This is a genomic window from uncultured Gimesia sp. (assembly GCF_963976445.1).
Taxonomy (GTDB): domain Bacteria; phylum Planctomycetota; class Planctomycetia; order Planctomycetales; family Planctomycetaceae; genus Gimesia.
Map to the genome: position 1 here is coordinate 1 of NZ_CAXBKP010000040.1, position 15,466 is coordinate 15,466.

The 15,466-nt window shown below is 51.7% G+C and carries 11 protein-coding genes; 8 read left to right on the forward strand and 3 right to left on the reverse strand.

Going from position 1 to position 15,466, the window contains the following annotated elements; all coding sequences use genetic code 11:
• Positions 1–563 precede the first annotated feature (563 nt).
• On the reverse strand, positions 564–1,661 hold the full coding sequence (locus AAC022_RS25800; protein WP_339735946.1) for a cellulase family glycosylhydrolase: 1,098 nt from the start codon (positions 1,659–1,661) through the stop codon (positions 564–566).
• A 206-nt stretch (positions 1,662–1,867) separates the two neighbouring features.
• On the opposite strand from AAC022_RS25800, the gene AAC022_RS25805 reads away from it, so the two are divergent.
• Positions 1,868–3,082, forward strand: a complete 1,215-nt coding sequence (locus tag AAC022_RS25805; RefSeq protein ID WP_339735948.1) for a sialidase family protein — start codon at positions 1,868–1,870, stop codon at positions 3,080–3,082.
• Positions 3,083–3,386: 304 nt separating this feature from the next.
• On the opposite strand, the gene AAC022_RS25810 is transcribed toward AAC022_RS25805, so the two are convergent.
• A complete protein-coding gene (locus AAC022_RS25810; RefSeq protein WP_339735950.1) occupies positions 3,387–4,799 on the reverse strand; it encodes a hypothetical protein in 1,413 nt (470 codons plus the stop codon).
• Between the two features lie 142 nt (positions 4,800–4,941).
• Between AAC022_RS25810 and AAC022_RS25815 the strand changes: the two genes are divergently transcribed.
• The 5 genes from AAC022_RS25815 to AAC022_RS25835 all read left to right on the forward strand — a co-directional run bounded on the left by AAC022_RS25815 (position 4,942) and on the right by AAC022_RS25835 (position 10,687).
• Positions 4,942–6,162 (forward strand): hypothetical protein, encoded by a 1,221-nt coding sequence (locus AAC022_RS25815; protein WP_339735952.1) that lies wholly within the window; start codon positions 4,942–4,944, stop codon positions 6,160–6,162.
• A 40-nt stretch (positions 6,163–6,202) separates the two neighbouring features.
• Complete coding sequence (locus AAC022_RS25820; RefSeq protein WP_339735954.1) at positions 6,203–7,645, forward strand: hypothetical protein; 1,443 nt, start codon at positions 6,203–6,205, stop codon at positions 7,643–7,645.
• 372 nt (positions 7,646–8,017) lie between these two features.
• A complete protein-coding gene (locus AAC022_RS25825) occupies positions 8,018–8,842 on the forward strand; it encodes a hypothetical protein (RefSeq protein ID WP_339735956.1) in 825 nt (274 codons plus the stop codon).
• Positions 8,843–8,913: 71 nt separating this feature from the next.
• On the forward strand, positions 8,914–9,804 hold the full coding sequence (locus AAC022_RS25830) for a hypothetical protein (protein WP_339735958.1): 891 nt from the start codon (positions 8,914–8,916) through the stop codon (positions 9,802–9,804).
• 76 nt (positions 9,805–9,880) lie between these two features.
• Positions 9,881–10,687, forward strand: a complete 807-nt coding sequence (locus AAC022_RS25835; protein WP_339735961.1) for a hypothetical protein — start codon at positions 9,881–9,883, stop codon at positions 10,685–10,687.
• A gap of 57 nt (positions 10,688–10,744) precedes the next feature.
• Here the strand turns inward: AAC022_RS25835 and AAC022_RS25840 are convergent, their stop codons facing one another.
• Positions 10,745–14,608 (reverse strand): PVC-type heme-binding CxxCH protein, encoded by a 3,864-nt coding sequence (locus AAC022_RS25840; protein ID WP_339735963.1) that lies wholly within the window; start codon positions 14,606–14,608, stop codon positions 10,745–10,747.
• 214 nt (positions 14,609–14,822) lie between these two features.
• Between AAC022_RS25840 and AAC022_RS25845 the strand changes: the two genes are divergently transcribed.
• Both AAC022_RS25845 and AAC022_RS25850 read left to right on the forward strand, forming a co-directional pair.
• Positions 14,823–15,179, forward strand: a complete 357-nt coding sequence (locus AAC022_RS25845) for a M50 family metallopeptidase (protein WP_339735965.1) — start codon at positions 14,823–14,825, stop codon at positions 15,177–15,179.
• Positions 15,180–15,218: 39 nt separating this feature from the next.
• Entirely contained in the window at positions 15,219–15,422 is a 204-nt protein-coding gene (locus AAC022_RS25850) for a hypothetical protein (RefSeq protein WP_339735967.1), read from the forward strand.
• The last annotated feature ends 44 nt before the right edge of the window (positions 15,423–15,466 follow it).

Here is a 15,466-nt window from a genome sequence, read left to right on the forward strand (position 1 = left end):
TTAGGCGGGCAGACACATGGGTACTGCCCCTACGTTTAAATAACCGGGTAACCCCGAATGTAATTCGGAGTTACCCGGTTTCGTGTATTGTCGAAAATACCGTGTTAAAAATCATTTCTTTGACGCACACCAAATCAGACTCGCGTGTGTCACCGGTCGGCTTGTCCGACGGTGCTATTCCGATTCTAGAGAAACCTTCCCAGCCGTGTTGTCGTAGGGTGCGGACCCGTGTGTCCGCCCGCAGGGTTAGGGTGGAATGTATGGCCAACGTGCGTAGGTTCGATTTGGACCCATTTGCAGAACAATACAGAGTTGAGTTTCGTTAGGCGGGCAGACACATGGGTACTGCCCCTACGTTTAAATAACCGGGTAACCCCAAATGTAATTCGGGGTTGTCGCAGACACGGGAAATTGACGGGGCATGTATCTGGTTCAAATTGGTTGTTCCCACTCTATTCAATTAACGGTCGCATTCACGCTCTGACTTCTCTGTTCGATCGCACTGTCAAATTCCTGCTCGCTGCGCTCGGTCCGAATGTGCATTTGGGCTTACCCGTGACTCTTTATTGCTCTCTTTTGAATTGGGGGCCGTTGTTTTTGAAGAACTTGAGCCAATCGGCCATGATGGCATCGCGGATTGTTTTGCCCTGTTCGTATTCCTCGCGCGTTTTACCCCAGTAGAAACCAATCCAGCCTTCCGCGTGTTGCTTTGATTTCAGGAGAAACGCTTCGAATTCCTGTGGCGAACTTTTGAGTGGGAAGGTTTCTTCAATCACCAGCGGTTTGCCGACGTCAAACCCTTTGAGCGTTTCGAGAGCTTCATCCAATTTCCCTTTTTCAGGATAGAGATGCACACAGATAAAATCCAGATGCGTGCTTACTTTTTGGGGAACAAATCCGGACTGCAGGCCGGGGCGTTCCAGACTCCAGTCAACCAGGCCGACGGTGATCAAATGCCGTTGGTCCTGTTTGCGGATCGCCTCCACCAGCGTTTCGATCCAGGCAGCTGCGATCTCGGGCCGCGACCGTTCATCGGGGCTGAGTGTAATGCGTTGCACAAAGTGTTTGCCGGCAAATGCAGGGCCGAGCCAGTCGGTCCCTTGTTTCTTGCCTGCATGCACCACCGGTTCATTCATCAGGTCGTAGCAGAAAATCGCCGGACTGTTGGCACATTGTTTCGCGACGGCGGACCAGAAATTCGCCTGGGCTTGCCAACGCTGCGCATCGCTGAGTTGATCGTACCAGGGGGGGACATCCTGCTTGTGATAACAGCCCAGCCCGGTCAGATCGAGATACAGGCCCGAGCGTTCGGCGAGTTTCAGCAGGTCTCCCAGTTTCTTTAATGCTGCCGCACGCGGTTGGTCGGGGGTCGACATGAATTTGCCGAACTGAAGGTGAATGCGGACGACATTCGCGCCGAGCTGTTTCATTTCGGCGAAATCCTGCTCAATCGTTTTCCAGTCGGTGTTCCAGTAATCTTCGAGAAGTTGTCCCTCTCTGTCGTGATCGTAGTTAAATCCCCAAGGGACAAACGGTTGCTGCGCTTTAGCGGTGACGAATGATTTTCCGTCTTTGCTGACTTGAATCCAGTCCAACTCGGCGGCTGTCAGGGTGGCGATAGGCATCAAATAGAAGACAGCGATCAGAGTGCATGTTCGCATTTGTCTGTTCCTGGAAAGGGAATGAAAAGAATTGCTGGTTCATCATAAAATGGCCGGTGCACGATCATTTTAAATTCGGTTTCGCGCAAAATGCAATCTTATTTACGGAGATCTCTTTTTCAACATTGTTTGCTCTGGTATTGAGACGGGTGCTCAATCTGCTTATGGTAAAGAGATACTTCCTTGTCATTAAAAAAGAGGCTCGCATGAAAAAGTTCATTCCTGTTTGTGTCGCGATTAGTTTACTGTCTGTCGGAAATATTCTCGCTACCGCCGCCGAGGAATCGCAGCCGCTCACGTATGATGTCGATTTGCGAACGGTGACCGAAGGCTTTGATGGCAAGACCTGTTGGGTTCAGGCTCGCGCTGGTGCCATTCCCCAAACGGGGCCGTTTCCTGCGACCGTGGTGCTGACAACGCAAAAATTATTACTCACCGGCTCCGATGTGTTTTATGCTTTGAATGAATTTCGAACCAGCGATGGGGAAGACTGGGTGGGGCCGATCAAGCATGACACGTTAGCACGCCGCCGATTGTCGGACACGCGAGAAATTGCGATCTGTGATTTTACTCCCGGCTGGCATGCAAAGACAAAAAAACTACTGGGGACCGGTCACTCGGTGCGTTACGAACACAATAAAGTGATGCACGTTCGCAAACGGAGTGTGGCGTATTCGGTTTACGATCAGGACAATCATACCTGGTCGGAATGGGCGACGATGAAGATGCCGGATCGCCCTGAATTTGAAAACTGCGGCGCCGGTTCGGCCCAGCGTGTGGATCTGGAAGACGGCACGATTTTATTGCCCGTTTATTTCAAGACAAAAACTGCGAAACAATATAGTTCGGCGGTGGTGCTCTGTGACTTTGATGGCGAAAAACTGACCTATAAAAAACATGGCAGCGCGCACACGATTCCCGTGAAACGTGGTTTGTATGAGCCGTCGCTCACGAAGTTTCAGAATAAGTATTATCTGACGATGCGGAATGATGAAAAAGGCTATGTGTCTGTCAGTGACGATGGCTTGAATTATTCCGAACCGATCGTCTGGAAATTCGATGATGGTCAGGAACTGGGCAACTATAACACGCAGCAGCACTGGGTGGCTCACAGTGAGAAATTGTTTCTGGTTTATACACGACGCGGGGCAAATAACGATCATGTCTTTCGTCATCGAGCTCCGCTGTTCATGGCGGAAGTCGATCCGAAAACGCTACGTGTGATTCGCAAGACGGAACAGATTATCGTACCGGAAAAAGGGGCGAGGATGGGGAACTTTGCCGTCGTCGATATCAGCCCCTCTGAAACGTGGGTTGTCGTTGCTGAGTGGATGCAACCGATCGGCATTGAAAAATATGGGAGTAACAACCGGATTTATACTTCCCGGATCAAGTGGTCGCGGCCTTCGAAAACGAAGTAGGGGGGTGTCTTTTGAATTGCATAGGTGCCGTGTTCGACGGTGCAGGTTCGATCTTAGAACAACGTTCCCACCCGTTCCGCGGTAGGGGCGGACCCATGTGTCCGCCCGCAGGGACAGTGTAATATGCATGATCAACTTACGCGGGTTTGATCTGGTTCCATTCGTTGGGCAATACAGAGTTGAGTTTCGCCAGGCGGGCAGACACATGGGTACTGCCCCTACGGTTTACTTTTCAGGTACGCTTTTACTAATCACTGTTGGCAAGCCAACAGTGCCACACGACATCGATCAAATAGGGGTTTCATTAATCTTTGTTCGTGACCAGTTCTTTGAGTGTCTGCATTAAGACGGTTTCGACTTCAGGGGCGGTGCGTGAGACGCGGCCAGTTTCGTAGCCGCCCTGAGCATAGGAGATTTTGGTGCCGATGTAGCCGGGACCCTGATCGCCGTACGCTGCCATACAGACGAAATCATCGGGTGCCATTTTCTGTGCGGCAAGCTGATATTCCACGAAGAGTTCACCGGGCATGTGAACGACCTGGGCCGGGCCGATTTTGAGTCGTGTGATGTCTATCGTGGTTCCAGCTTGCGTGCGCTTGAGATAATCCAGGTCGCGGGCAGCCCGGATGCGATCGGTTACGCGGGCCTTGGGGTTTTTTAGAATGCCGGTCAGTTTTGTTTCATTCAGCGTATCCCGTAAGGGGAGCAGGACGGGTTTTGATTTCCAGTTCACATCTTTTGCAGAGATCGGCGTTTTTTCTGTGCTTTCCCAGGCCTGCTTCATGCCGGCTGCCAGTCGTTGTGCCAGCAGAGGTCGGTTCTCGGGATCGCCGTTATTGAATTTTCCCGCGCCGATATTACCGCCGGCACCGTTGAAGTGAACGTGCAACACGCCGGGCGTCTGTTTTTCATGCAGGGCACGGGCCAGGCCGACGGTGTCGCAGCTGACGCCTCCTTTACCGTAATAACTTTGTGGGTGTGTGGCATAGTAACTCAGAATCACAATGGGCTGATTCTTGTTCCACAGGCTTAACAACCGGACGAAGGGATCGATTGTGCCAACCGGAGCCGCGATGGCGGCGGGATTACGTGAGGAACTAAAGCGGACGATATTTACTTTACCATCCGGACCCAGAATGCGGCGGTTGGATGCGAACTGTTCGACCTTCCCTTTGCCGGTGCCGACGTGGGTGACCGGTTGTGGTTTTTTCAAACTTTCTTTCGCAGCTTGAATCGTGCGCTGTATGACATCATCGAGATAGGCTTCGTTATACATGATGCCGTTGAGGTTCTGCTGTTTCAGCAGTGCATTCGCAGAAATGTCAACACCGGGTGTATCGTGCTGATGCAGACAGTGCACGGCACAATGGTCTGTCGTGGTATTGAGTGCCTCGGCTAATTTCTTTTTCCAGAGATCTTGTGCGCCATTATTGGCACCAACCCAGTCGAGTGCCAGCAGAACAATCGGTTTTTCAGAGCCGATGATGATGATGCCTCGCGCACTCAGCGGATCAACCACTTTTTTTGCGGGGGCCACATGTCCATAACAGAGCGGGCTGCCGATGGGGGGCGTAATATCGCATTCAAATGTTGCAATCTGCAGGGGTGTTGCTTGTGGATTCCCAGCGGCCTGACTGCGATTGGAAGGGCACATTACGCTGAGCACGACAATCGAAAGTCCGAGAAGAGTGACAAAGCGTTTTCTAAACTGGGGCATCAGGCTGACTTTCGTGAGAAAAAGCGTGTGAGGATAGTTCTGGCAGGAATGACATAGTATAACAGATTTCCCCGTTCAGATTTCAACCATAATCTGAATCTTCAAACTGGAAATTCGATTTTTGAAAACGATGACTTGATCAATGCGACGTTTCTTTCTGGGCAATTTTGATTTTGAACATCAACTGGTCAATGAAGCCTATGCTGCGCCAGGGGGAGCGACTCCCGTTTTAAATGCGATGCTCGCCAGTAGCTGGATCGGCTTGGCGGAAGAGGGCGATCTGATTTTTCTTCCTGGAAGCATTCCAACAGGTTTTATGACTCAACTCAGCGAGGCTGGCTTGCCGCGTGTGGAATTCATCCATCAATGGCCCACTCGGAAACAGGCTGCCGAACTGGAATTCGTTCCCTGGGGCTGGTCAGACGCCGTTTTGCAGATTGCTGACTCAAAAGGGTTTCAAGTTGAAATGCCCGATCTCACCGCGGTCCAGACCGTCAATGCGCGCACGTTTTCATTTGCCTGTGAACAGGAGTGGGGGCTGGCCTTGGCGGGGAGTCGACAGGTTGAAACTCTGAATGAGCTGGAGACTGCGGTCAGTGAATTGCAGGCACAGGAAGAGAGCGGAGATCACGCTTGGGTAGTCAAAGCCAATTTCAGCATGTCGGCTCGCGAGCGGATGCTCGGGCGAGGAATGCCATTATCCGATCAGGTAAGAGGCTGGGCTGCAAAACGGTTTTCACAAGGCCAGCCTCTGTTTGTGGAACCCTGGGTCAAGCGGACGGCAGAGGCGGGATTGCAGTTTTTTATTCCCCGACAGGAGAAGCCTCAGTGGATTGGGCAGGCACGATTGCTGTCTGATGAACGGGGGCAATATCGGGGGAGCCGGATCACCGTTGATGAACAAACCTTGCAGGAATGGCAACCTGTGATCGAAGTGGGGCAACGTGTGGCGCAGCGGGTGCAGCAGGCAGGCTACTTCGGTCCGCTGGGCATTGATGCGATGCAGTTTTTAGACGAGCGCGGGGAACTGCAGTGGCGCCCCATTCAAGATGTGAATGCCCGGTATACGATGGGGCGGCTGGCATTGGGGTTTTCACGTTTTTTGCAGCCGAATCAAGAGGCGAGCTGGCTGCATTTTCCCTGGAAAGAGTCGTATGGTATCTGCTTTTCAAACTGGTTAAGATGTGTCTCGGAACAAGGGGACTCGGGAACGCGATTGATCGCCACGTCGCCCGATCAAATAAACGGGCAAACAGTGCGACTGGTGAATGTGTTGTTAATCTCCGATACACCAGAGCAATTGTGTCAGACAGAAGCAGATCTGATGCGGGCGGTTTCAGAACAGGCAGGGACCACTGGTTGAGATTGACATCGAATTCGATTAGAGAGCAGATTTAGGCAGCATGACCAAACAGCGGGAACCTGAACCACAACGACGCAGTTGGCCCCGTCGCTTGCTGAACCGCATGGAAGTCAACCGGGCGGTGTTTTATGCGCTGGTGAATCGGGGCTGGCAGTTTCTTTCGGGCCCCGTGACACTGCTGTTGATCGTCGCGTTTTTTTCCAGTGAAACACAAGGCTTCTATTACAACTTTGGTGCGCTGATTGCGCTACAGACGTTTGTCGAGATGGGCATGCAGGTCGTTACACTGTATCTGGCCAGCCACGAATGGTCTGAATTAGAAATTGATGAACGGGGTTATTTGACCGGCGATGTGTCGGCGCTGTCGCGTTTACGCAGTCTGGCGTCGCTGGTGGTAAAATGGTATGCCGTCGCGGGGACGCTGTTTGTGGGGGCCATTGGTGTGGCAGGCTATTTTTTCCTGTCGTCTCAACCCGCGCCCGATGTGAGCTGGCGTGCGCCCTGGTTTTGTGCGGTGGGGTTGACGGCGCTCAGTTTGATTGCGGTTCCCTGTCTGTCATTACTGGATGGATGTAATCAAGTTGCAGTGACGAATCGATATCGTGCGCTGCAGGGGATCATGGGTACGCTGGTTGTTTGGATTTGTATCTCCAGTGGTGCTGGCTTGTGGACGTGTGTGGCGATTTCGGCGGTGCGACTGTTTTGGGAACTGTGGATCATTTTCATTCACTATCGACACTTCTTTTTTTCACTGCTGCAACCTCACCCCGGTCCCCAGGTCGACTGGTCGGAAGAGATCTGGCCTTTGCATTGGAAGCTGGCGATTCAGGCGATGGCGGCTTACTTCACGAGTTCCTTTGTGATTCCTCTGATGTTTAACTACCAGGGGGCCGAGGTCTCCGGGCAACTGGGGATGACGTGGACCTCTTTGATCACACTGCAACTGGCCGCCTATGCCTGGCTGCTGTCGCGGGCACCACTCTTCGGCATACTGGTTTCGCAAAATGACATTCCTGAATTAAACCGTGTCTTTCGACGGCTGTTTCAGGTTTCGACACTGGTTCTGCTGACAGGGGGGACCGTTTTTTGTCTGGTAGTCTGGATGCTGCAAGCGATCCAAGGCGTTGAACTGCCGGCAGCGTGGCAGGCTTTGGAGCCTGTCTGGAATCTGGTTCAGAAAGTGCAAGGCAGAATATTGCCGCTCTATCCGACGGTGCTGCTGACTCTGGCAATTGTTCCGATACATATCTCCCAGTGCGTGATGGCGTATATCCGCCCCTTTAAACAGGAGCCGTTTCTGGTCTTAAATACCACGTGCCAACTGATTACCGGGCTGCTGGTCTGGTATCTGGGGAAAAACTATGGCCCGGTCGGCGCGGGCTGGGGCTTTCTGATCGTGGGATCTCTACTGACCGTTCCTGGTTTTCTACTGATTCTCAAACGATTTGTGGCAGAGCGGAAATCATTGACAGCCCACGATTGATTGATTGTGCCACATCAATTGTTTCTCATCTAAGAAAAAAAGTTGACACATTGAAGTGGACTGTTTACCATCAGTGGATATTCATCATTTCATGCTATATCTCGCTGATGTTCTCAAGCTTATTTTCTCGTTTCATTTCGCTCAAATACTGAGTCATTTTTTCATTGAGAAACTGCAGGCGCATTCTCATTTTTTAGAGAAGCCATTCATTCAATTCGAGAACATTCATTTCTTATTCCTTTCTCTACTCTGCTGCCGTTATGGAACAGGCATCAGTTCTCTGAGTCGAGAGCGCTGATGGTTTATATTAATGGGAAGTATCAGGTTCGCCTGCAGGAAATTGTGTCATTTCATTTTGCAAAGGAAGTTCAGATGTTTTGGATATTGAGAACGAAACATTTTGTTATGGCAATCGGTTGCCTGGCTGTCGGCGGTCTTGTGGTGTCAGCCAATGCAGAAGAGAAGTCGCAGGAAACAGTGACTAAAACCAGCAATTGGCCGGTGAAATTTACGGTTCAAGAAGCGAAACCAGCGGTTACACAGCAGAAGTATGAGATCAAACAGCCATTTTATCCGGCGTTGACAATACGTGAGCAGCACATTCAAACAGCGCTCAATGCAAACACGAAATGCGATTTTCCGGATGTCCCTTTATCGAAAGCATTGAATTCACTCCAGTCACAACATGGCATCAATATGTTTCTCAGTGGCCTTGCCCTGGAAGAAGAGGGTCTCACCGCAGACGAGCCGATCAACGTTTCATTGTCTGGCATTCCTTTCAAATCGGCCTTGGATATTATTTTGGAACCACTGAGTTTGACTTATGTTGTAGATGGTGAAGTTCTCAAAATTACCACGCAGGAAGAGGCAGACCGCACATTCAAGGTGCGTATTTATCCGGTGGGAGATTTATGCAAGACGCCCGACGACTACCAGGCTTTGGAAAGTGTGATCGAAAAAACTTGCGTCTTAACAAGTCGATCCAGATCGAAGTATTCTCCGGTGAGTGATCTGGTACTGGGAGCTCCGGGTAAGAAACGCGTGCCTACGGTATCCGTCAACACAAGTATTTCTGTCGTTCCCCAGTGTAAAGCACTCGTGGTGAATGATACGGATCGGGTACATGAAAAAATTGTCGGATTATTAAGTCAGCTCAGACAGGTACGCAAAGATCAGGCAGTTCCATCAGTAAAATAATCTGATTCTGCCACGTTGACTGAGTTGCGCCTGTTGTCAATTTCGAAATTTATTACACATGGGGGACTATCATGAGTCGGTTTTTGAAACAGAAATTCTTTGTCGCGACGATTTTCGGTCTGGCTGCTACCGGCTTGATGCTGGTTGCTAATGCGGAAGAGAAACAGAAGGTTAAGAGCGCTCAGGCGAACAAGCCGTCTGTACCGAACGTCGTGCCGCTCCCGGGGGGATTCATCTCAAATCAAGCGCAGCAGGCCGTGCCATTGTTCTTTCCGGAAATGACGAAGTTCGAAAAACAATTTCAGGAGCAATTGAAAGAGAATGTGGAAGCAGATTTTGTGGATGCCCCTTTGAAAGATGTCATGAAATTCTATGAGGATTCGATCGGCGTAAACATTGTCATCTTTGCAAACGACCTGGGGGAAGAAGGGCTGACCTTGGATGAGCCAGTTAACATTTCTCTGGAGAAGGTTTCGTTAAAGACAGTGCTGGAGCTGATTTTGAAGCCGATTGGTCTGACTTATGTCGTCGACCGGGATGTTGTGATCATTACCACGATTCTGAAGTCGGAAAACATGCTGAAAACGCGTGTTTATCCTGTGGGCGATTTTGGAAAAACTCCTGAAGACTATTTCGCGTTGGAAGTTGCGATCAGAAATACAGGCATGGGACAATGGCGCGGACGAGTCATGCATGCCGTTCCCGGTCAAGCGGGGGGGCTTGGTGGACCCGGTGGAGTTCCTGCTGGTGGTGGCGGCCAAGGTTTATTTCAAGTTGGTGGTGGAGGACTTGGTGGAGGCTTAGGGGGAGGTCTTGGTTCACCCGTTTATAAGGAGGGAGCTGGCGGCACCATCTCTGTGGTATCTCAAAGTAAGTCCCTGGTCATCAGCCAGACGTATCAGGCACACAATGCGATTGTGGAACTCCTGACTCAGCTCCGTCAGGCACGCGCCTTAAACTAACCATGTTTTGTTAATAGTTCGTTCGACGCTGGTCTGTTCGATGAAGAGACCAGCATAACGGAAACAGGAGACTACGATGCAGAATGCAATGTTATTCAAGAACAGAAGAAATGGCGTAGTGATGGTTGCCGCGTGTCTGTTGAGCGTGGGCTGGTTGGTGATGCCCGTTCATGCGGAAGAGAAGCAGGCTACTCAGGATTCTCAGTCGAAACCAGCAGTGATCGCCAAAGAGAAGCAGGCGAAACAAAATATTTACCCGGCGTTGACGAAACGCGAAGAGAAGTTAGAAGCAGAGTTACGATCCGATACAGAGGGGAATTTTCCAGAGATCCCACTCACTGAAGTGATGACTTATTTTAGTGCGCTGCACAATGTGCCCATTGTGATTCAAAGCAAAGATCTGGAAGACGATTATGTTTCCGTGGATGAGCCGATTAATGCCAGTCTTGAGGATATTTCTTTGAAAAATGCCTTGATCCAAATTCTGGATCCGATTGATCTGACCTATGTTGTCGATCGGGACCTCATTCTGATTATGACAAAAGGCACAGCAGCGGAAATGCTGAAAACCCGGGTTTATCCTGTAGGCGATTTATGCCGTTCTGGTCCTGATGACTATCGTGTCTTAGCTGACGCGATCCGCAATGCGAATCTGGGAGATTGGAAGTCGGAAACGCCTCGGCGTGTTGGAGGGGACTTAGGCGCAGGCCCTGCTCCGCAGCGGTATGTCAATGAACAGGGGGGCACGATCTCAGAGGTGGCAGAAAGTCAATCGCTGGTGATCAGCCAGACGTATCACGCACACAATGCGATTGTGGAACTGTTAATACAGCTTCGGCAAGCCCGCGCCGACCAACTAAAGATCGCAGGTCAAGGTCTGTAAAAACAGAGTGAAAAAAAGCGAAGAGGGCCGAGGGGAGCAGCCCGCTTCGCTGGCGGCTTATTTACCGCCGTTGGGGGTACGACTCATGATGTAAGAGAACAGATCTTTGACTTCCTGATCACTCAGGTTTTTGGTCAGGCCATCAGGCATCAATGAGAGATCGAGGGCTTTGAGGATATCGACATCCGCTTTATTGATGAGCACGGTCTGACCTTTGACATCTTTGAGTGTGATGGTTTTCGTGGTCTGTTCATCGATCAAACCGGTGACGGTCCGTCCGTCTTCGGTGACAATCAGAAAGTTTGTGAACTCTTCGCGAATGGCGGCACTCGGATCGACGACCGCCAGCAGCATGAAGTTCAGGTTATCCCGTTCGTAGCCGGTCAGTTTCGGACCCGCTTTGCCTCCCTCCCCATACAGCGTATGGCAGGCGGCACAGGTTTTGTTAAACAGAACCTTTCCGGCAGAAAACTGACCGCCTCTCTGTTTGACCAGACTGGCAACGCGTTTCATCTCCTGCTGTTTTTCTGCGTTCGTGCTGCCACGCACTTTACCCCAGTGCTTTTTGATACTGGTTTTGATTTCCGGATCATCGTGCAGCGCCATTTGCTGTACGACATCCAAAGGAATGGTGTTGGATTTGATTCGCCAGGCATCGACTTCACTCAGAAACTGTTTACTCCAGGCTTTGCGGCTGGCCAGAACCCGCTGCGCGGTACCTCGTACGTCATGTTCGTCGAGCAGAGTGCTGTGATAGCGGGCGAGGATATTCTTGCCGATACTGGGATTGTCGAAGTTCATCAACGCCTGCAGCGCGACTCGTTTGAGCGAATGCGTGTCGGCGCCTCTTGAAGAGAGAATCGCGGTCAGCGGGCTAACAGCTGACTTGGTTTTCAGTTGTCCCAGAATTTCGATATAGGTCAAGCGGGTTGGCCGATCGGCGTTTTTGTCGGCGATGATTTTCAAAGCGCGGCTGGTGGCGGCTTTGTCGCCCAGACGCAGCGCCAGCGCGAGATCGGATTCGCCCAGGGTTTTCTGATACTCTGCGAGTTCTTTGCTGAGCGCTTCTGGAAGATTGTCAATTTTCTGGCCGCGGAATGCTTCCAGCATGCCCACCATTAACTTTTCTTTGTGTGCGGGAGCAGGCGCCAGCTTAAGCAGCTTGGCACACATGGCATAGTTTTCTTCGCCGCCTTCCATTGCGTAGCGTTGCATAATGCGTTCGAGGATATAGTCCTGCACCAGCTTGACCTGCCAGAACTCTGGCTTGGAGAACAGCTTCAGGACCGCTTCCCGGTCAGACGTCGCTTTACTTTCGATGGCCCACCATAAAAGCAGTGGAATATGCAGGTCTGCGTGATCTTCTTCGCGCTGCAGGAGGACGGCAGTGATCGCGAGCCCTGATTCCGCAGGGAACCGTTTGGCGGACGAAGCCAGTTGCGAACGGACTTCGGCGTATGGCTCTGTTTTTGCGAGTTCCACCATTGATTTGGTCAATGACTTTGATGTCCGATGCTGATCGCCGAGCAGACGAATGGTCCAGCGGCGGATGTGTTGATCGCGGTGTCCCAGCAGTTCCAGCGCAAGTTGTTCATCAAAATCGCCGAGTTGATTCAGCGCCCAGAGGGCTTCGAGTGCCCGGTCATCGTTCTCGCTTTTGGCGATTTTCAAGAGTGTGGGAACCATCGATTGATCGCCGCGTTCGCCGATGACCTGAACGGCTTTCTGGCGGAACCATTTGTTGGAATGGCCCAGCGTTTCGATCAGCTCGGCGTTGGTTCGCTTGCTGAGATCGAACGGTTTGATGGGCTGAAAGTTCGTTGGTTTCAACCGATAAATGCGGCCGCTGGTTTTGTGCCAGTTGTCGCGCGGGTCGACGTGCGTCAGGCGGCTGTCGTACCAGTCGGCCAGATAAACACTGCCATCGGGGCCGACTTTAATGTCCACAGGGCGGAACCAGCGATCCTGCGTGAGCACGATCGGCGGCATGTCTTCGGTGCGGTATGTTGATGTATCGGGAATTAGATTACTGGCCATCACTCGATTGTGTAGCGAGTTGGCGGCGAAGACAGCGCCATTGTATTTGGCAGGGAAGGTTCCGCCTTCATAAATCGAAAAGGTTTGGCTGAACCGTTCCTGGTAGCCTTTGTGTCGCATGTGTTCGTAATAACCGAAGGCGAACGGATTCGTCAACGGGCCGTGTTTGCCCCAGTTTTTATGAGCGTATCCGCCTTGTGCGTAATGCATGCCGCGGGTGCTGCCGTTGTTGGTGCCTGAGAAGACGCGGCCTTTGGAATCAATCTCTACGCTGAATGTGTTGCCGCCACCCTCTGCATAAATTTCGAAGACTTTACTGTCGGGGTGATAGCGCCAGATCATCTGCCCTTTGAAGTGCACGCCTTTGGTCGCTTTGGAGCTGACGGTGCCTGTCGTGGTACTGCCGTTCGCTCCGTAGAGCCAGCCATCGGGGCCCCACTTGAGACTGTTGGCGACTGAATGAGTGTCTTCCAGACCGAAGCCGGACAGATGCACTTCGGGATCGCCATCAGGAATATCATCGCCGTTGGCGTCGGGATAAAACATCAGGTAAGGGGGATTCAAAACCCAGATGCCTCCCTTGCCGACGGTGACGGCGGAGACAATGTTCAAGCCTGTGATGACGTCTTTGATTTTATCGAAGGTGCCGTCGCCGTTGGTGTCTTCGAGAACGGAAACCTTATCGGCGCCTTTGAAATGATTTGGCGGAGCCGGGGAAACTTTATCGAAGACGGCGCGGAGGTATTGATCATATTTGACCACTTTCAGGCCAGCGGGGAACGGGTACTGCAGGTATTGTACAACCCACATCCGTCCGCGATGGTCAAAGCTCATGTAGAGGGGTTGCATAATTTCCGGTTCGGCGGCGATGCTTTCCATTTCAAAATCTTTATGGACCTGAAACAGTTTGACTGCCTGCTCGGGGGGCGTTGGATCGGACTCATCGCCGACTTCGCCTTTTCCTTTGAACGCTTTCATCACCTTGTCGACTTGATCGTTGGCAGCCACATTCTTCTTGAACCGGTCACGGGTGATTTTGCCGGCGACATCGACCTGAGGCGGTTCCTGTTTCAGGCACCAGTAGATGGCGTTAACCAGAGTGTGAGTGAAGGTGTTGTTTTTGAAATCGCCGGGATGTCCGAGCGAGGTGTAGAACACGCGTGACTTGTTATAGGTGTTCGTCCAGGCGACCGGCATCTGAACCGGTTGCCCGTCGACATTGGCAAGGCCTTTTAGCAGGGTTTTGGTAGAACGTTTGAGGTTGATGCTCTTATACATCGAACCTTCACTACGGAAATGTTTGTTGCGGACGGTGGCCATAATCGGGTTCTGCTCGGCCCGCAGTTGAGTTGTCACATCAGTGGGTGTTTTGTTGCCGAAGTCGCCGTCATATTCGCCGCCCAGGACTTCTGTGTCGAACTCTTTCCACTCGACGTAGCCGTCGGCGGGTTTGCCTTTACTCAGGGAGAAGCCGTGACTGGATGTGCGGAGTGCGACCAGTGGTTTGCCGGCGGCAAGGTAATCGCGGATCAGTTTCATCTGCGCTGCGGGCAGTGTTTTGCGTCGGACGCTGAGGAACAGTAGATCGGTTTCCTTGAGGGCTTCCAGTCCGGGGAAGGAATTCGGATCGTCTTTGTCAGGAAAAATAAACTGAGTGCGAAAGCCGAGCGGCTGCAGGTGTGCTTTGGCAAACGCCGGCAGGCTTTCGGCGGTCTTGTAGCCTTCTTCGCCGATCATGAATAGAATCAACGGCTGGTCGGCGGGGGTGGCCGCTTTGGGTGGGGCCTGTTTTTCTTCGCCTGAGAGCGGGAAACCAGTGAGTCCACAGAAACCGAGGAATACAAAGAGGGAGAGCGTGTGCTTCAGAAAAACTCTGTTGAGCATGATGAACAACTTCTTGATCGGTTGAAACTAAAGGAAACTAAAAAAGGTTGGATCTTCATCATAACAGCCGACTTCGGGCTCTGTCACCCGACATTTTGTGACTTTTCTGAAGAATACAGTGAGTTTGAAGTCTGATCAGGTTTTCTATGCATTACAATCTTTAAGTGTTTTCTGTGTATTGACTTAAGTGATTGTGGGTTTGGCAGAATTCTCAATGTGTCGTATTAGGGAGCAGTGTGGTGTGAGCTTGCCGCGGTTTTACCAACTCCTGTTTTGCGTTTCGTTACTGCTCGGCTGCTGGCTGGCGATGATGGGCGTGCATGAACTGGGGCATGTGAGCGGCGGTCTGGTAACCGGGGGTGAGATCACTCGCGTGGTATTGCATCCACTGGCAATTTCACGCACGGATCTAGCGGCAAATCCTTATCCGGCAGTGGTGGTCTGGGCCGGACCACTTGGGGGTGTTTTGTTCCCACTGGGATTATATCTGGCAGCAAACGGGTTGCGCTGGTCTCTGGCATCCTTGGTGCAGTTCTTTGCCGGCTTCTGTCTGATCGCCAACGGTGCTTAGATCGCCGGCGGTGCGCTGGAGGGAATTGGCGATTGTGATGTGATGCTCCAAACGGGGACGCCTCTGTGGGTGATGTGGGGCTTTGGTTTGCTGACGGTGCCCGCTGGTTTCTGGTTGTGGCATCGGCTGGGTTCATTAAAGGAGTGGTGGCGCAATCCTGAACGAATTTCAGAGCAGACCGCCTGGAGCATGTTTCTGGCCGTGGTGGCGTTGGTCGTGCTGATGGTCTGTTTTTCTGCTTGATCGCCGTTTCCGGTTTGCTCGCAGCGTGTTGTTTCTGGTATCGT

What these genes read in the sequence shown, in the direction of transcription:
- AAC022_RS25830 (WP_339735958.1), top strand. Translation starts at nt 8,914, where the DNA reads ATGAGTCGGTTTTTGAAACAGAAATTCTTTGTCGCGACGATTTTCGGT.
- AAC022_RS25825 (WP_339735956.1), top strand. Translation starts at nt 8,018, where the DNA reads ATGTTTTGGATATTGAGAACGAAACATTTTGTTATGGCAATCGGTTGC.
- AAC022_RS25840 (WP_339735963.1), bottom strand. Translation starts at nt 14,608, where the DNA reads ATGCTCAACAGAGTTTTTCTGAAGCACACGCTCTCCCTCTTTGTATTC.
- AAC022_RS25835 (WP_339735961.1), top strand. Translation starts at nt 9,881, where the DNA reads ATGCAGAATGCAATGTTATTCAAGAACAGAAGAAATGGCGTAGTGATG.
- AAC022_RS25845 (WP_339735965.1), top strand. Translation starts at nt 14,823, where the DNA reads ATGTGTCGTATTAGGGAGCAGTGTGGTGTGAGCTTGCCGCGGTTTTAC.
- AAC022_RS25810 (WP_339735950.1), bottom strand. Translation starts at nt 4,799, where the DNA reads ATGCCCCAGTTTAGAAAACGCTTTGTCACTCTTCTCGGACTTTCGATT.
- AAC022_RS25815 (WP_339735952.1), top strand. Translation starts at nt 4,942, where the DNA reads ATGCGACGTTTCTTTCTGGGCAATTTTGATTTTGAACATCAACTGGTC.
- AAC022_RS25800 (WP_339735946.1), bottom strand. Translation starts at nt 1,661, where the DNA reads ATGCGAACATGCACTCTGATCGCTGTCTTCTATTTGATGCCTATCGCC.
- AAC022_RS25820 (WP_339735954.1), top strand. Translation starts at nt 6,203, where the DNA reads ATGACCAAACAGCGGGAACCTGAACCACAACGACGCAGTTGGCCCCGT.
- AAC022_RS25805 (WP_339735948.1), top strand. Translation starts at nt 1,868, where the DNA reads ATGAAAAAGTTCATTCCTGTTTGTGTCGCGATTAGTTTACTGTCTGTC.